General features: G+C 63.2%; 13 protein-coding genes. 7 read left to right on the top strand and 6 right to left on the bottom strand.

Features of this window, described 5'->3' with window-relative positions; translation table 11 throughout:
• Positions 1 to 27: 27 nt before the first annotated feature.
• Complete coding sequence (locus MAFF_RS21990) at positions 28 to 804, bottom strand: DeoR/GlpR family DNA-binding transcription regulator (RefSeq protein WP_010913171.1); 777 nt, start codon at positions 802 to 804, stop codon at positions 28 to 30.
• Between the two features lie 426 nt (positions 805 to 1,230).
• Between MAFF_RS21990 and MAFF_RS21985 the strand changes: the two genes are divergently transcribed.
• Entirely contained in the window at positions 1,231 to 2,118 is an 888-nt protein-coding gene (locus MAFF_RS21985; RefSeq protein WP_044551145.1) for a phosphotransferase family protein, read from the top strand.
• Complete coding sequence (locus tag MAFF_RS21980; RefSeq protein WP_044548826.1) at positions 2,115 to 4,568, top strand: GcvT family protein; 2,454 nt, start codon at positions 2,115 to 2,117, stop codon at positions 4,566 to 4,568. The genes MAFF_RS21985 and MAFF_RS21980 overlap by 4 nt, the downstream gene beginning before the upstream one ends.
• Here MAFF_RS21980 and MAFF_RS21975 read toward each other — a convergent pair.
• Positions 4,565 to 5,197 carry a class I SAM-dependent DNA methyltransferase gene (locus tag MAFF_RS21975; protein WP_032932801.1) on the bottom strand — a complete coding sequence of 211 codons (633 nt, stop codon included), beginning with the start codon at positions 5,195 to 5,197 and terminating at the stop codon, positions 4,565 to 4,567. The genes MAFF_RS21980 and MAFF_RS21975 overlap by 4 nt on opposite strands.
• Positions 5,198 to 5,300: 103 nt before the next feature.
• Between MAFF_RS21975 and MAFF_RS21970 the strand changes: the two genes are divergently transcribed.
• Positions 5,301 to 6,203: a phosphotransferase family protein gene (locus MAFF_RS21970; protein WP_010913167.1), complete on the top strand. Its 903-nt coding sequence runs from the start codon at positions 5,301 to 5,303 to the stop codon at positions 6,201 to 6,203.
• Between the two features lie 28 nt (positions 6,204 to 6,231).
• On the opposite strand, the gene MAFF_RS21965 is transcribed toward MAFF_RS21970, so the two are convergent.
• The 3 genes from MAFF_RS21965 to MAFF_RS21955 form a co-directional block, all read right to left on the bottom strand.
• Positions 6,232 to 6,705, bottom strand: a complete 474-nt coding sequence (locus tag MAFF_RS21965; RefSeq protein WP_032933994.1) for a DUF805 domain-containing protein — start codon at positions 6,703 to 6,705, stop codon at positions 6,232 to 6,234.
• Between the two features lie 269 nt (positions 6,706 to 6,974).
• Positions 6,975 to 7,898: a DMT family transporter gene (locus MAFF_RS21960; RefSeq protein WP_010913165.1), complete on the bottom strand. Its 924-nt coding sequence runs from the start codon at positions 7,896 to 7,898 to the stop codon at positions 6,975 to 6,977.
• A gap of 107 nt (positions 7,899 to 8,005) precedes the next feature.
• Entirely contained in the window at positions 8,006 to 9,286 is a 1,281-nt protein-coding gene (locus MAFF_RS21955; protein WP_010913164.1) for an amidohydrolase family protein, read from the bottom strand.
• Positions 9,287 to 9,438: 152 nt separating this feature from the next.
• On the opposite strand from MAFF_RS21955, the gene MAFF_RS21950 reads away from it, so the two are divergent.
• Positions 9,439 to 11,193 carry an ABC transporter ATP-binding protein gene (locus MAFF_RS21950; RefSeq protein WP_044548823.1) on the top strand — a complete coding sequence of 585 codons (1,755 nt, stop codon included), beginning with the start codon at positions 9,439 to 9,441 and terminating at the stop codon, positions 11,191 to 11,193.
• A 44-nt stretch (positions 11,194 to 11,237) separates the two neighbouring features.
• Here MAFF_RS21950 and ilvD read toward each other — a convergent pair whose 3' ends face one another.
• Entirely contained in the window at positions 11,238 to 13,082 is a 1,845-nt protein-coding gene (gene ilvD, locus MAFF_RS21945; protein WP_010913162.1) for a dihydroxy-acid dehydratase, read from the bottom strand.
• Between the two features lie 196 nt (positions 13,083 to 13,278).
• On the opposite strand from ilvD, the gene MAFF_RS21940 reads away from it, so the two are divergent.
• The 3 genes from MAFF_RS21940 to MAFF_RS21930 all read left to right on the top strand — a co-directional run bounded on the left by MAFF_RS21940 (position 13,279) and on the right by MAFF_RS21930 (position 14,743).
• Positions 13,279 to 13,623 (top strand): ArsR/SmtB family transcription factor, encoded by a 345-nt coding sequence (locus MAFF_RS21940; RefSeq protein ID WP_010913161.1) that lies wholly within the window; start codon positions 13,279 to 13,281, stop codon positions 13,621 to 13,623.
• Positions 13,624 to 13,696: 73 nt separating this feature from the next.
• Positions 13,697 to 14,224, top strand: a complete 528-nt coding sequence (locus tag MAFF_RS21935; RefSeq protein ID WP_044548821.1) for an SRPBCC family protein — start codon at positions 13,697 to 13,699, stop codon at positions 14,222 to 14,224.
• Between the two features lie 48 nt (positions 14,225 to 14,272).
• Complete coding sequence (locus MAFF_RS21930) at positions 14,273 to 14,743, top strand: VOC family protein (protein WP_010913159.1); 471 nt, start codon at positions 14,273 to 14,275, stop codon at positions 14,741 to 14,743.
• Positions 14,744 to 14,764: the final 21 nt, after the last annotated feature.

Here is a 14,764-nt window from a genome sequence, read left to right as displayed (position 1 = left end):
GTGGGTCAACCAATCGCTGATGTTCGGCTAAAATCCGGCTTCGCCGCCGGCGATGCTGAGCCGCGCGCCGGCCTGCGCCAGCGCCGCGGCTATGTCGTGCGGCGGCGAACGGTCGGTGGCGAGTTCGGAAAAGCCGTCGAAGCCGCAGACCTGGACCAGGCCCTGGCGGCCGAACTTGGTGTGGTCGGTGATGACGAGCGAGCGCTGGCCACGCGACAGCACCATGCGGGCGAATTCGGCCTCTTCCAGATCATAGTCCATGACCCCCGTCACCGCATCGACGGCGCCAGTGGATATGATGGCATGGCTGACCGAGAAGCGGCTGACGAACTCGATGGCCGAAGTGCCGAACGCGGCACCTGAATCGCTGCGCAATTCGCCGCCGGCCATATAGACCTTGTTGCCGTTGATGGTGGCCAGCGTGCGGGCGATATCGGACGAATTGGTAACGACCGTCAGCCGCCGGTGGCCGAGCAGTTCCCGGGCCAGGAACGAGGTCGTGGTGCCGGTGTCCAGCATGACCGATTCCCCGTCGCGGATGGTGGCGGCGACCATGCGGGCAATGATGCGCTTGGCATCGGCATTCTCGCGCATGCGCCTTTCGAACGGCGCCTCGCCGACCATGGACGGCAGGCCGATGGCGCCATGCATCTTCAGGACCGAGCCGTCGCTGCTGAGTGGCTTGACGTCGCGGCGCACGGTTTCCAGCGAAACACCCAGCCGATCGGCCAGGCTGGCGATGGTGACGGTTCCTTCTTCCTGCAGCAGCCGCAGGATCTCGCCGTGGCGTTTGGAATGGACCATTAGGGTTTCCCGGACTTCGCCTTTTGACCGGTTTTAAGGTAATTCAAGCACTTTTAAAGATATCGTCCCGTGCTTTCGGGCAAAACACCCAAAAAAAGTCACATCTTTTTATTGACAACCGGGCAACCCTGGCGTGAAATCCAGGGCATCAGCAGGGGTTCGGAGCTGCAACGGGAGGGCGATGGCAGAGCCGCAACTCACTGGCCAGGCGGTCTTGAACGCGTCTGGCGCAAGGAATTTTCAGATCCGCGGGGGCGGATGCCGGGATCAAAATCCTGGCCAAGGGGCTCGTCGGTGCGGTGCGGGATACCGATCCTGGCGTCCCGCACCGACGAGATTATTTGCGTTTCTCCCCGCTCTCGTCGCGCTGTCCATGGCGCCTTGTCGAAGCCCAGCAAACCAGGCCAGCAAACCAGGGATGATCCCGTGATTGCCGAAGATCGCATCTGCGCCCTGCCGTGCTGGATCGGCGCCATCGAGATCGCCCCCCTGCCCGGCGGCCTGAGCAACGCCAATTATGTGGTCAGCGACGCTGCCGGGAAACATGTCGTGCGCTTCGGCCAGGACTACCCCTTCCACCATGTCTTCCGCGAGCGCGAGGTGATGACCGCGCGGGCGGCCCATGCCGCCGGCTTCGCGCCGGCCGTGCACTATTCCGAGCCCGGCATCCTGGTGACGCAGTTTCTCGGCGCCAGGACCTTCCTCGCCGAAGACGTGCGCGCCAATCTCGGCCGTGTGGCGGCGCTGCTGCGATCCTTCCATCGCGAGATGCCGAACCATGTCTCCGGCGCCGGCTTCATGTTCTGGGTGTTCCACGTCATCCGCGACTATGCGCGCACGCTCGAGGAAGGCAACAGCCGCAAGCGCAGCGACTTGCCGCGTCTGCTAACGCTGGCTGATGAGCTGGAGCGGGCGCAGAAATTGCTGCCGATCGTCTTCGGCCACAATGATCTTTTGCCAGCCAACATTCTCGACGACGGCAACAGGCTGTGGCTGATCGATTTCGAATATGCCGGCTTCAACACGGCAATGTTCGACCTTGCCGGCGTCGCCTCGAACGCCGGGATGAGCGACGAGGAATCCTTCGCCTTCCTGACCGCCTATTTCATGAAGGAGCCGGACGCGGCGATCCGCCGCTCGCACGCTGCCATGCAATGCGCCTCGCTGTTGCGCGAGGCGATGTGGAGCATGGTGTCGGAACTCTATCTCGACGCGCCCGGCATCGACTACGTCGCCTACACCGAGGAAAACCTCGTGCGGCTCGACGCGGCGCTGGAAAACTACCGGACAAAATACGGGATCCTGAAACCATGACCTTGCCTAGCCATGCCGCCATCGTCGTCATCGGCGGCGGCATCATCGGCTGCTCGACGGCCTATCATCTGGCGCGCGACCACAAGGCAAACGTCGTGCTGCTCGAGCAGGGCAAGCTGACCTCGGGCTCGACCTGGCACGCCGCCGGCCTGGTCGGGCAATTGCGCTCGTCTGCCTCGATCACCCGCGTGCTCAAATATTCGGTCGACCTCTACAAGGGGCTGGAGGCCGAAACCGGCCTTGCCACCGGCTGGAAAATGACCGGCTGCCTGCGGCTCGCGACCAATGCCGACCGCTGGACAGAGTACAAAAGGCTGGCGACCACGGCGAAGAGTTTCGGCATGGACATGCATCTTTTGTCCCCGGCCGAGGTCAAGGCGATGTGGCCGCTGATGGAAACCGGCGATCTGGTCGGTGCTTCCTGGCTGCCGACCGACGGCCAGGCCAGCCCCTCCGACATCACCCAATCGCTGGCCAAGGGCGCGCGCATGCATGGCGCGAAGCTGTTCGAGAATGTCCGCGTCACCGGCTTCGAGATGAAGGGTGGCCGCATCACGGCGGTGAAGACCGATCAGGGCGACATCGCCTGCGACAAGGTGGTGAACTGCGGGGGACAATGGGCGCGACAGGTCGGCGCCATGGCCGGCATCAACGTGCCGCTGCAGCCGGTGAAGCACCAATACATCATCACCGAGAAGGTCGATGGCCTGGCGACCGACGCGCCGACGCTGCGCGACCCCGACCGGCGCACCTATTTCAAGGAAGAGGTCGGCGGGCTGGTGATGGGCGGCTATGAGCCGAACCCGCAGGCGTGGACGACCGACCTCCCAGGGGGCGACGTGCCCAACGATTGGGAATTCCGGCTGTTCGACGACGACTATGACCATTTCGAGCAGCATATGACGCAGGCGATCGCGCGTGTGCCGGCACTGGAAACCGTGGGCGTCAAGCAGATGATCAACGGGCCGGAAAGCTTCACGCCGGACGGCAATTTCATTCTCGGCACGGCGCCCGAATGCGTCAACATGTTCGTCGGCGCCGGCTTCAACGCCTTCGGCATCGCGTCGGGCGGCGGCGCCGGCTGGGTGCTGGCGCAATGGGTGGTGGACGGCGAGGCGCCGCTCGACCTGTGGGTGGTCGACATCAGGCGCTTTTCCAACCTGCACCGCGACCGGCAATGGGTGCGCGAGCGCACGCTGGAGGCCTATGGCAAGCATTACACGATCGGCTTCCCGCATGAGGAATATGCCAGCGGCAGGCCGCGCATCGTCTCGCCGCTTTACGACAGGCTGAAGCAGCAGCGCGCCGTGTTCGGCTCGAAGCTCGGCTGGGAGCGGCCGAACTGGTTCGCGCCGGAAGGCGTCGAGCCGCAGGACATCTATTCCATGGGCCGGCAGAACTGGTTTTCGGCGGTCGGCGACGAGCACCGGCATGTGCGCGAGAAGGTCGGCATCTTCGACCAGTCGTCCTTCGCCAAATACGAATTGGGCGGACCCGACGCGGCCAAGGCGCTCGACTGGATCTGCGCCAACGACGTCAGCAAGCCGGTCGGAAGGCTGACCTACACGCAGCTTCTCAACACGCGCGGTGGCATCGAGGCCGACCTGACCGTGGCGCGGCTGGCCGAGGAGAAATTCTACATCGTCACAGGCACCGGCTTCCGCACGCATGATGCCTCATGGATCTGCGACCATATCGGCGAGGGTCACGATGCGGAGTTGACCGATGTCACCGAGGATTTCGGCACGCTGTCGCTGATGGGTCCCAAGGCGCGCGACGTGCTCGCCGCGGTGACCGATGCCGATGTGTCGAATGCTTCGTTCCCGTTCGGCCATGTGCGCGAGATCGCCATTGCCGGCCACACAGTTCGGGCGCTGCGTGTCACCTATGTCGGCGAACTTGGCTGGGAACTGCATGTGCCGATCGCGGCGACAGGCGAAGTCTTCGACGCGCTGATGGCGGCTGGCAAGACGCACGGCATCCGCCCGGTCGGCTACCGGGCGCTGGAATCGCTGCGGCTGGAAAAGGGCTACCGCGCCTGGGGTTCCGACATCACGCCCAACGACACGCCGCAGGAAGCCGGGCTCGGCTGGGCGGTCAAGCTCAGGAAGAACACCGATTTCGTCGGACGGCGCGCGCTGGAGAAAGTTGTCGGCGCGCCGTTGAAGAAGCGCTTTGCCGGCTTCGCGGTCGACAATCCGGAGATCGTGCTGCTCGGCCGTGAGACCATCCTGCGCAATGGCGAGCCGGTCGGCTATCTGACCAGCGGCGGCTATGGCTACACGCTGGGCAAGAACATCGGCTACGGCTATGTGCGTAACGCCGAGGGCGTGAGCGACGATTTCCTGACCTCGGGCGACTACGAGCTGGTGGTCGCGATGGAGCGGACGCCGGCCAGGATCCATCTCGAGCCGATGTTCGACCCTACGGCGGAGAGGGTAAGGGCCTAGTTCACCCGCAAGGCGAGACCACGGCTGGGCACGGTGTCGGCCTCGCCCGGCATCGAGACGTAGGGGCGCGTTTCCTCGGCACGGGTGACGACGCCTTGCGCTTCAAGTTCGGCGATGCGTGCGGCAAAACCCTGCTCCCACAGTGTGTTCTTGACCGTCAGCACGATGACCCCGCCAGGCCGGCAGATGCGGATCAGCTCATTCAGCCCTTCGACGCCGACATGGCCTGAGGTGAAGACACCGGCCGAGACGATCCCGGCATAGGCATCGTCGGCAAAAGGCAGCGCGCCGCCGAGCGCGAGGCAATGCAGCGCGGAATAGACACCCTTGCGGGCGGCCTGGTCCAGCATGCCTTGCGAGATGTCCAGCGCCTCGACTTCAGGATAGCCTGATATATCGAGCCATTCGCCGATAAGCCCGGTGCCCGCGCCGGCATCGAGCAACGGCGCCGCGCCGCGCGGCAGATGGCGGGTCAGCAGAGCCAGACAGATCGTCGGATGACGATAACCGGCGGCCGACATGTCGGCGTCATAGGTCCGCGACCAGCGATCATAGAGGGCGGCCACCTCTTCCGGGCGCTTGGCTGCGTAGGCCGCGGTGAGCGCGTCCAAATGTTTGCCGTCCGTCATCGCTGCTGTGTCGCCTGATCGAGTTGCCTTTGATCCGATGATAGCCAAACGACGAAAATTGTGGAACCGTTGCCGTGAGAAATAACGGCGTGGGGGCGCGGGCATGATGACGGACGAAGCGCGGGCGAAGCTGGCCGCCATTCCCATGCTGGCCGGCTACACCGGGCCGCTGGAACGGCTCGGCGGCCTTACCAATCTCGTCTTCAGGGCCGGCGATCTCTGCCTGCGCATCCCAGGCAAAGGCACCGAGGAATATATCAACCGCGCCAACGAAGCGGTGGCCGCGCGCGAAGCGGCAAAGGCGGGGGTCAGTCCCGAGGTGCTGCATGTCGATCCCGCCACCGGGGTCATGGTGACGCGCTACATCGCGGGCGCGCAGACCATGTCGCCGGAGAAATTCAAGACACGACCGGGCAGTCCCGCCCGGGCCGGCGAAGCCTTCCGCAAGCTGCACGGGTCCGGTGCGGTGTTCCCCTTCCGCTTCGAACTTTTCGCGATGATCGACGACTATCTCAAGGTGCTGTCGACCAAGAACGTCACCCTGCCTGCCGGCTATCACGACGTGGTGCGCGAGGCCGGCGGCGTGCGCTCCGCGCTTGCCGCTCATCCGCTGCCGCTTGCCGCCTGCCATTGCGATCCGCTGTGCGAGAACTTCCTCGATACGGGCGAGCGGATGTGGATCGTCGACTGGGAATATTCGGGGATGAACGACCCGCTCTGGGATCTCGGCGACCTCAGCGTGGAAGGCAAGTTCAATGCGAACCAGGACGAAGAGCTGATGCGCGCTTATTTCGGCGGCGAAGCGAGGCCGGCGGAGCGCGGCCGCGTCGTCATCTACAAGGCCATGTGCGATCTGCTCTGGACGCTGTGGGGGCTGATCCAGCTTGCCAACGACAATCCCGTCGACGATTTCCGCGCCTATGCGGACGGCCGCTTCGCCCGCTGCAAGGCGTTGATGGAGACGCCGGAGTTTTCACGGCATTTGGCTGCTGTGCGTATGGGTTAGCGCAATTCCATATGACAGCAGCTCCAGTTCACCTGAAAACCCTCTCTATCTCGCTCAACGTCACTGTATCGTCAGACTTTTTGCAATACCAAATGATCAGCGCAATGCTCCCGACGGGAATGAACCACGCAAGGAGTTGATGCCAACCGCTTCTGTTGATGTCATGCAGCCTGCGGGTGGTCATGGCCAGCGTCGGCAGAAGGGCGGCAAGATTCCAAATCGATGAGATGATTTCATTCTTCACAATGGTATCAACTATGACGAGAATGACGCCGACAATGATAATGAAGAGGTAGGAGTACCAGAACTCCGAGCGGCTGGCCCTGCCGGAAAAATTCACATAATTTCGGAAGAAGCTTGAAACGGCTTCGCCAAAATTCATCGAAGCCGGCATTTCTCCAAACCGATTCGCACCGGCTGGCGCCGCTCTTAGAACAAACACCAGCGGCAAACCGATCAGGATCAAGACGATCAGCCAATGCCATATGGAAAAACTTCCCATTACCACCCCCTCCATCTTAGTTTTCTTGAGATGTTGATCCTTGGCTCACCCAAGCAAGAATCAATCCTGTATTGTGCTCTCAAGGCAACGTACACGGCAAACTATCGATGTAAATACCGGATTTTTTGGCTGGAAACTCCAGCAATTCGAGATGATAGCCTTCGGCCGCTAAACGCGGAGCTTCGAAAACGCAGCGTGTGACGTGCTGTATGCTTTATTTGGCCGCAATCGCTGACGGAAAGCCCGTTTCACACTTTCCTGGAAGCGCTCTAATTCACGCCCTTCGGCACGTTTTCGGGCGGCACAGTGGTGTCGACCACCTTCTGGCGATGGAAAATGAACAGGCCGGCCAGAACGATGATGCCTGAGCCTATCAGGATGCGCGGACCGGGGACGTCGCCGAAGAACACCAGCCCGAACACCACGGCCCACAGGAGCAGCGTGTAGTGCAGCGGCGCCAGGGTCGAGGCCGGCGCCAGCTTGAGCGCCCGCGTGATCATCAGATGGGCGCTGCAGGAAACGATGCCGAGCAGCAGCATGGCGCCGAAATCGAGCGCCGAGGGCGTCTGCCAGGCGCCGATGGTCAGCACGCCGCCGACCAGCAGCGTGCCGATCGTCTGCCATGTCACCAGATTGGTGTCGCTGGTGCCGCGCAGCCGCCGGTTGAGGATGATGGCGAAGGCAAAGGCGATGCTGCCTGCGAGCGCGAAGCTCGACGACAGCGAGAAGGCGGCCGAGGAAGGCTTGAGCATGATCACCACGCCGCAGAAGCCGAGCAGGATCGCCACCCAGCGGCGCCAGCCGACCTTTTCGCCGAGCAGCAGGTGCGAGAGCGCCGCGACATAGATCGGCCCCGCCATGTAGAAACTCATGACGTCGGCAAGCGGCAGATAGACGACCGCTGCATAGAAGAGCGCGGTGTCGAGCGTGGTCATGACGACACGCAAGATCTGCAGTTCGGGGCGTTCCATGCGAAACAGCTTGGCTGTGCCCTGATGCGCAATCATCGGCCCGAGCACGAAGAAGGCGCCGATGGAGCGGATCAGCACCACCTGGCCGACGGAGAAGCTGGCAACCAGCCACTTGCCCATCGCATCGTTCAGCGCAAACAGGAAGTCGCCGGCCAGCATCAGCAGAATGCCGGCCAGAAGCACGTTCCTGATCTTGGAATTCTGCGCAACGGGTTGCGTCATGCCGATCCCGATTCCTCCCTCGCTTAAGTCGCGTCGTAGACGCAAGCGGCGGCTTTGACGAGAAGAATCCGGGAAATCGCGAGACCAGGACCGGGAATCGGCTGGGCCTACGTGGCTTTGTGCCTGCGGTTGACCAGTGGCGGCCTGCCCGGGATGGAAAGCCTCGTATCCTGCCGCGTCCGTTCCGCCACCACCTTGCCCCTGGCGATGACGCAAATGCGCTCGGCGCGCAGGCGCAGGGCCTCGATGGGATTGCCGGCGGCGAGGATGACGAGGCTGCCGCGCTTGCCGACGGCGAGGCCGAGATGGTCCAGTCCCATGATGGCGGCATTGACGTTGGTGACCATGTCGAAACAGCGCGCCATGTCGGCCGGGCTCGACATCTGCGCGACATGCAGGCCCATGAAGGCGACGTCGAGCATGTCGGCGGTGCCCAGCGAATACCAGGGATCGAGCACGCAATCCTGACCCCAGCCGACACGGATGCCGAGCGCCAGCATCTCCTTGACCCGGGTCAGGCCGCGGCGCTTCGGGAAGGTGTCGTGGCGACCCTGAAGCATGATGTTGATCAGCGGATTGGGGATGGCGGAAACGCCGGCCTCGGCGATCAGCGGCAGAAGCTTCGAGACATAGTAATTGTCCATCGAATGCATGGAGGTGAGGTGCGAGCCGGCCACTCTGCCCTGCAGGCCCAGGCGCTGCGTTTCATAGGCCAGTTGCTCGATGTGGCGCGACAGCGGGTCGTCGGTCTCGTCGCAATGCAGGTCGACCATCAGTCCGCGCTTTGCCGCGATCTCGCACAGCTCGGTCACCGAGCGCGTGCCGTCGGCCATGCTGCGCTCGAAATGCGGAATGCCGCCGACGATGTCGACGCCCATGTCCAGCGCACGGATGGTGTTTTCACGCGCCTTCGGCGAGCGGTAGAAACCGTCCTGAGGAAAGGCCACGAGCTGCAGGTCGATATAGGGCGCGATCGTTTTCTTGACGTCGAGCAGGGCCTCGACCGCCAGCAGCCTGTCGTCGCAGACGTCGACATGGGTGCGGATGGCGAGCAGGCCCATGGACACCGCCCAGTCGCAATAGGCCAGCGCCCGGTCGCGCACCGCCTCATGCGTCAGAAGCGGCTTCAGCTCACCCCATAGCGCAATGCCTTCCAGCAGCGTGCCCGAGGCGTTGATGCGCGGAATGCCATAGGACAGCGTGGCATCCATATGGAAATGCGGATCGACAAAGGGTGGCGAGACCAGATTCCCGCCGGCATTGACCTCGGTCCGGGCGGAACCCTGCAATTTGGGCTCGATCGCGGCGATCGTCTCGCCGCTGATGCCGATATCGGCAATCCTGCCATCCGGCAGCGTGCCGCCACGAACGATAAGGTCGAAATCCATCTGTCGTCATCTCGCCTGAAGAATCACTTTGCCATCGTGTCGCAAAAGACAGCATGACGCAGCGGTTTCTTTCCAGAAGCCGCCAATGGTTCCATCCGGCGACAACTCCCTCTATAAGCCGCCTTCGTCAGTCCGCTATCAAGGATCAGCCTTTGTTTCGTTTCTTCCGCTCGACGGAAAACCAGCGACTCGTCGCAAGGTTGGTCAGAGAATCGTTCCGGGAGCACATGTTCGGATATGGCGCGGCCATTCTTTCGATGCTGGTGGTGGCCGGCATGACCGCTGCCAGCGCCTGGATCCTGCGCGAAATCACCAATGAATTCGTGATCGACAAGCGGGTCGACCGCGTCAACATGATTGCCGCGGCCGTCGCCGGGATCTTCGTCCTCAAAGGCCTCGCCAATTTTGTCCAGGCCTATTTCATGAGCCGGGTCGGCAATGCCATCATCGCCGACCGGCAGCGCAAGATCTACGACCGCATCCTGGCGCAAGGCATCGAATTCTACCATTCGACCTCGTCGTCAGACCTGATCACCCGTATGACCAACAATGCCCAGGCGGCACGCAACGTGCTCGACCTGATCGTCACCTCCTATGTGCGCGACCTGGTGACCCTGCTTGCCTTGATCGGTGTCATGGTCTGGCAGCAGCCGGTGCTGTCGCTGATCTGCTTCGTCGCCGGGCCCGTGGCCATCTATGGCGTCAACCGCATCCTGAAGCGCGTGCGCAACTTCGCCGCCATGGAGTTCCGCTCGGTTGGCCAGATCGTTCAGGTGATGCAGGAAACCGCTATCGGCGTGCGCGTGGTCAAGTCCTTCAACCTCGAAAGCTTGATGCGCAAGCGCATGTACAAGGCGGTGGCGGACGTCGAGGATCGGGCCAACAACATTGCCGCGCTGGAAGCAGTGACCAGCCCGGTGATGGAGACGCTGGCCGGGCTGGCGATCGCCGGCGCCGTCATGGTCAGCGGCTTGCTGGTTCTGCAGGGCGGCCAGATGCCTGGTAACATCATGGCGTTCATCGCGGCGCTGCTGCTCGCCTATGAACCGGCAAAGCGCCTGGCGCGTGTGCGCATCTCACTGGAAAGCGGCATTGTCGGCGTGCGCATGATGTTCCAGCTCGCCGACGAGCCGCTGACACTGGCCGAGAAGCCCGATGCAAAGCCGCTTCGGGCCGGACCGGGCGAGATCCGGTTCGACGCCATCAGCTTCGCCTACCAGAATGGGCCGCCGGTGCTCGACCGGTTCGACCTCACCCTTGAAGCAGGCAAAATGACGGCGCTGGTCGGCCCCTCCGGCGGCGGCAAGTCGACGATCCTGAACCTGATCATGCGCATGTACGACCCGAAGAGCGGCAAGGTCCTGCTCGACGGCCAGGACATTTCCCATGCCACGCTCGCCTCGCTCAGGGAAAAGATCGCCTATGTCAGCCAGGACACGTTCCTGTTTGCCGGCACCATCATGCACAACATCCGGCTTGGGCGGCAGGACGCGACCGATGAAGAGGTGATCGCCGCCGCCAAGGCCGCCAACGCGCATGACTTCATCATGGCCCAGGCGAAGGGCTACGAGACCGATGTCGGCGAGAATGGAGGCCTCTTGTCAGGCGGCCAACGCCAACGCATCTCGATCGCGCGCGCCATGCTGCGCAACGCCGAAATCCTGCTGCTCGACGAAGCGACCAGCGCGCTCGACGCCGAATCCGAAGCGCTGTTCCGCGACGCGCTGCAGCAGCTGACCGACGGACGCACGACAATCGTCATCGCGCACCGCCTGTCAACCGTGCACCAGGCCGACACGATCGTGGTGCTGGAGGGCGGCAAGGTGGTGGAGAGCGGGCCGCATCGTGCTCTGCTCACGCAGGGCGGGCTTTACCAGAAGCTTTATGAATATCAGCTGATGCCGTAGTGCGGCCTCCACCTTCTCCCCTTGCGGGAGAAGGAAGAAGTCCGTCACTCCGGCACGTGCCGCACCGCGCCCTTGTCGGCGCTGGTGGCGAAGGCGGCGTAGGCGCGCAGCGCGGTCGTCACCTTGCGCTTGCGCTTTTCCTCGGGCTTCCAGGCCAGGGCGCCCTTGGCTTCCATCGCCGCCCGGCGGCTGTCGAGTTCGGCGTCGCTGACAGCGAGGCGGATGGTGCGGTTGGGGATATCGATCTCGATCGTGTCGCCCTCTTGGACCAGCCCGATCGTGCCGCCTTCGGCGGCTTCCGGCGACGCATGGCCGATCGACAGGCCCGACGTGCCGCCGGAGAAGCGGCCATCGGTGACCAGCGCGCAGGCCTTGCCCAGGCCCTTCGACTTCAGATAGCTGGTCGGGTAGAGCATTTCCTGCATGCCGGGGCCGCCGCGCGGGCCCTCATAGCGGATGACAACGACGTCGCCGGCCTTGATCTCGTTGGAGAGGATTGCCTTGACCGAAGCGTCCTGGCTTTCGAACACCCGCGCCGGGCCGGTGAATTTCAGGATCGACTCATCGACACCGGCCGTCTTCACGATGCAGCCGTCGAGCGCCAGATTGCCTTTCAGCACGGCAAGACCGCCATCTTTCGAGAACGGCGTTTCCGCCGAACGGATGACACCCTTTTCACGATCGAGATCGAGCTCGTCCCAGCGGCGGTCCTGGCTGAAGGCGACCTGGGTCGGCACGCCGCCGGGCGCGGCGAGGAAGAAGTCGCGGACGTTCTGGCTGGAGGTGCGGGAAATATCCCAATGGTCAAGCGCCTCGCCGAGGCTTGATGTGTGCACTGTCGGCAGGTCGCGGTTGATCAGCCCGGCATTGTCGAGCTGGCCGAGGATCGCCATGATGCCGCCGGCACGGTGGACGTCTTCCATGTGGACGTCGGACTTGGCCGGCGCCACCTTGCAGAGCACTGGAACCCGCCGCGACAGCCGGTCGATATCCTCCATGGTGAAGTCGACCTCGCCCTCATGTGCGGCGGCCAGGATGTGCAGCACGGTGTTGGTCGAGCCGCCCATGGCGATGTCGAGCGTCATGGCGTTTTCGAAGGCGCCTTTCGAGGCGATGCTGCGCGGCAGTGCCGTTTCGTCATCCTGCTCGTAATAGCGCTGGGCCAGATCGACGATGAGATGGCCGGCCTCGACGAACAGCCGCTTGCGGTCGGCATGCGTGGCCAGCGTCGAGCCGTTGCCCGGCAACGACAGGCCGAGCGCCTCGGTCAGGCAGTTCATGGAATTGGCGGTGAACATGCCCGAGCAGGAACCGCAGGTCGGGCAAGCCGAGCGCTCGATGACCTTGACGTCCTCGTCGGAGATCTTGTCGTCGGCGGCCGCGACCATGGCGTCGACCAGGTCGAGCGCCTGAGTCTTGCCGGCCAGCACCACCTTGCCGGCTTCCATCGGCCCGCCGGAGACGAAGACGGTCGGGATGTTGAGGCGCAGCGAGGCCATCAGCATGCCGGGGGTGATCTTGTCGCAATTGGAGATGCAGACCATGGCGTCGGCGCAGTGGGCGTTGACCATGTACTCGACGGAATCGGCGATCAGCTCGCGCGACGGCAGCGAATAGAGCATGCCGTCGTGGCCCATGGCGATGCCGTCGTCGACCGCGATGGTGTTGAATTCCTTGGCGACGCCGCCGGCCTTCTCGATCTCGCGCGCCACCAGCTGGCCGAGGTCCTTCAAGTGGACATGGCCCGGCACGAACTGGGTGAAGGAGTTGACCACGGCGATGATCGGCTTGCCGAAATCCGAATCCTTCATGCCGGTCGCGCGCCACAGGCCGCGGGCGCCGGCCATGTTGCGGCCATGGGTGGTGGTGCGGGAGCGATAGGCGGGCATGACTTTTCCTTAGCTGGCTGACTGCGCTCGATGCGGAGCGTGGCGGCGCTGAATTCGGACCGCAGGCCTTATAGACTCGCAAGTATGGTCTGGCCACATTTTTGCAATGCGCCACGAAATCCGGATGGTTGTTGACGAGCGGCATTCGCTTGTATATAGCCAAATGGGTATATACCTTCTTGGCTATGGAAATCCGATGAACCAGCTGGACGCCACTTTTGCCGCACTCGCCGATCCGACGCGCCGCGCCATCCTGGCCCGGCTCATCCAGGGCGAAGCATCCGTGATGGAACTGGCCGAGCCCTTCGCGATGAGCCAGCCCTCGATTTCCAAGCATCTCAAGGTGCTGGAAAACGCCGGATTGATTTCACGTGGCCGCGACGCGCAGCGCCGGCCCTGCCGGCTCGAAGCAAAACCGCTGGCCGAGGCCAATGACTGGCTGGAGCGATATCGCAAGATCTGGGAAGGCAACTTCCAGCGCCTCGACGCGTTGCTCGACGCGATGAAGGCCGAGAGAGCCCCCGACAGTACCGACCAATAACCGAAAAAGATCGCGGCCTGTGTCGGATCACCGGCCGGCCGCACGTCCTTGGGCAAATAGGAGGAGGACCATCATGAGCACCACAACCTTGCCCGGTTCGACCGTCGCTACGCTGACGGTGACCACGCCCAGCGACCGCGAGGTCCAGATCACCCGCATCTTCGACGCGTCGCGGCCGATGGTTTTCGACTGCTGGACGATACCCGAGCTGCTGAAGGGCTGGCTGCACGGCCCCGATGGCTGGCGGCTGGCGATCTGTGAAATCGACCTGAGGGTTGGCGGCGCCACGCGCTACGTCTGGCAGCATCGCGATGGCCGAAGCATGGGCATGAGCGGCGCCTATCGCGAAATCGTGCGTCCAGCCAGGATCGTCGCCACCGAACTGTTCGACGAGGACTGGACTGGTGGCGAAACCGTAGGGACCGTGGTCTTCACCGAACAGGCCGGAAAGACGCTGCTGACACAGACGGTGCTTTACGCCTCGCAAGCGGCCCGCGACGGCGCGCTCGGCACCGGCATGACCCGCGGCATGGGCGAGAGCTATGCCCAGCTCGATGCTTATCTCATTTCACTTCAGGACGCTGCCAAGGGCGCCGCCTGACCCTTCCTTCACCCCAAGCACCCCAAAGATAAAAACGAGGAGAGACGCATGCAGAAGATCACCACCTTCCTGTGGTTCGACGGCCAGGCCGAAGAGGCGATGAACCACTACATGTCGATCTTCAAGAATTCGAAGGAGCTGAGCGTGACACGCTGGCCCAAGGGCCACGCTGATGAGGGCAAGGTGCTGGTGGCCTCGTTCGAACTCGACGGCGTCCCGTTCCTGGCGCTCAACGGCGGACCACAATACAAGTTCACCGAGGCGATTTCACTGTCGATCGACTGCAAGACGCAGGAAGAAGTCGATCATTTCTGGACCAGGCTCACTGAGGATGGCGGCGAACCAGGACCCTGTGGCTGGCTGAAGGACAAATTCGGCGTTTCCTGGCAAGTCGTGCCGGAACAGCTGCCGCGTCTGCTCGGGGATGCGGACCGCGCCAAGGCCGGCCGGGCGATGAATGCGATGATGCAGATGGGCAAGATCGACATCGCCAAGCTCGAAGCGGCGGCGAAAGGGTGAGCACTGCACTGTTTTCCCTTC

It is taken from the genome of Mesorhizobium japonicum MAFF 303099, from assembly GCF_000009625.1.
GTDB classification, from domain to species: domain Bacteria; phylum Pseudomonadota; class Alphaproteobacteria; order Rhizobiales; family Rhizobiaceae; genus Mesorhizobium; species Mesorhizobium japonicum.
Note: the sequence above shows the minus strand (reverse complement) of the source record. Positions and strands in the feature narration are given on the sequence as shown.

Bases quoted from the DNA above. Each gene is read 5' to 3' on its own strand.
- MAFF_RS21990 (WP_010913171.1), bottom strand. From the start codon at position 804: ATGGTCCATTCCAAACGCCACGGCGAGATCCTGCGGCTGCTGCAGGAA.
- MAFF_RS21980 (WP_044548826.1), top strand. From the start codon at position 2,115: ATGACCTTGCCTAGCCATGCCGCCATCGTCGTCATCGGCGGCGGCATC.
- MAFF_RS21975 (WP_032932801.1), bottom strand. From the start codon at position 5,197: ATGACGGACGGCAAACATTTGGACGCGCTCACCGCGGCCTACGCAGCC.
- MAFF_RS21970 (WP_010913167.1), top strand. From the start codon at position 5,301: ATGATGACGGACGAAGCGCGGGCGAAGCTGGCCGCCATTCCCATGCTG.
- MAFF_RS21965 (WP_032933994.1), bottom strand. From the start codon at position 6,705: ATGGGAAGTTTTTCCATATGGCATTGGCTGATCGTCTTGATCCTGATC.
- MAFF_RS21960 (WP_010913165.1), bottom strand. From the start codon at position 7,898: ATGACGCAACCCGTTGCGCAGAATTCCAAGATCAGGAACGTGCTTCTG.
- MAFF_RS21955 (WP_010913164.1), bottom strand. From the start codon at position 9,286: ATGGATTTCGACCTTATCGTTCGTGGCGGCACGCTGCCGGATGGCAGG.
- ilvD (WP_010913162.1), bottom strand. From the start codon at position 13,082: ATGCCCGCCTATCGCTCCCGCACCACCACCCATGGCCGCAACATGGCC.
- MAFF_RS21940 (WP_010913161.1), top strand. From the start codon at position 13,279: ATGAACCAGCTGGACGCCACTTTTGCCGCACTCGCCGATCCGACGCGC.
- MAFF_RS21935 (WP_044548821.1), top strand. From the start codon at position 13,697: ATGAGCACCACAACCTTGCCCGGTTCGACCGTCGCTACGCTGACGGTG.
- MAFF_RS21930 (WP_010913159.1), top strand. From the start codon at position 14,273: ATGCAGAAGATCACCACCTTCCTGTGGTTCGACGGCCAGGCCGAAGAG.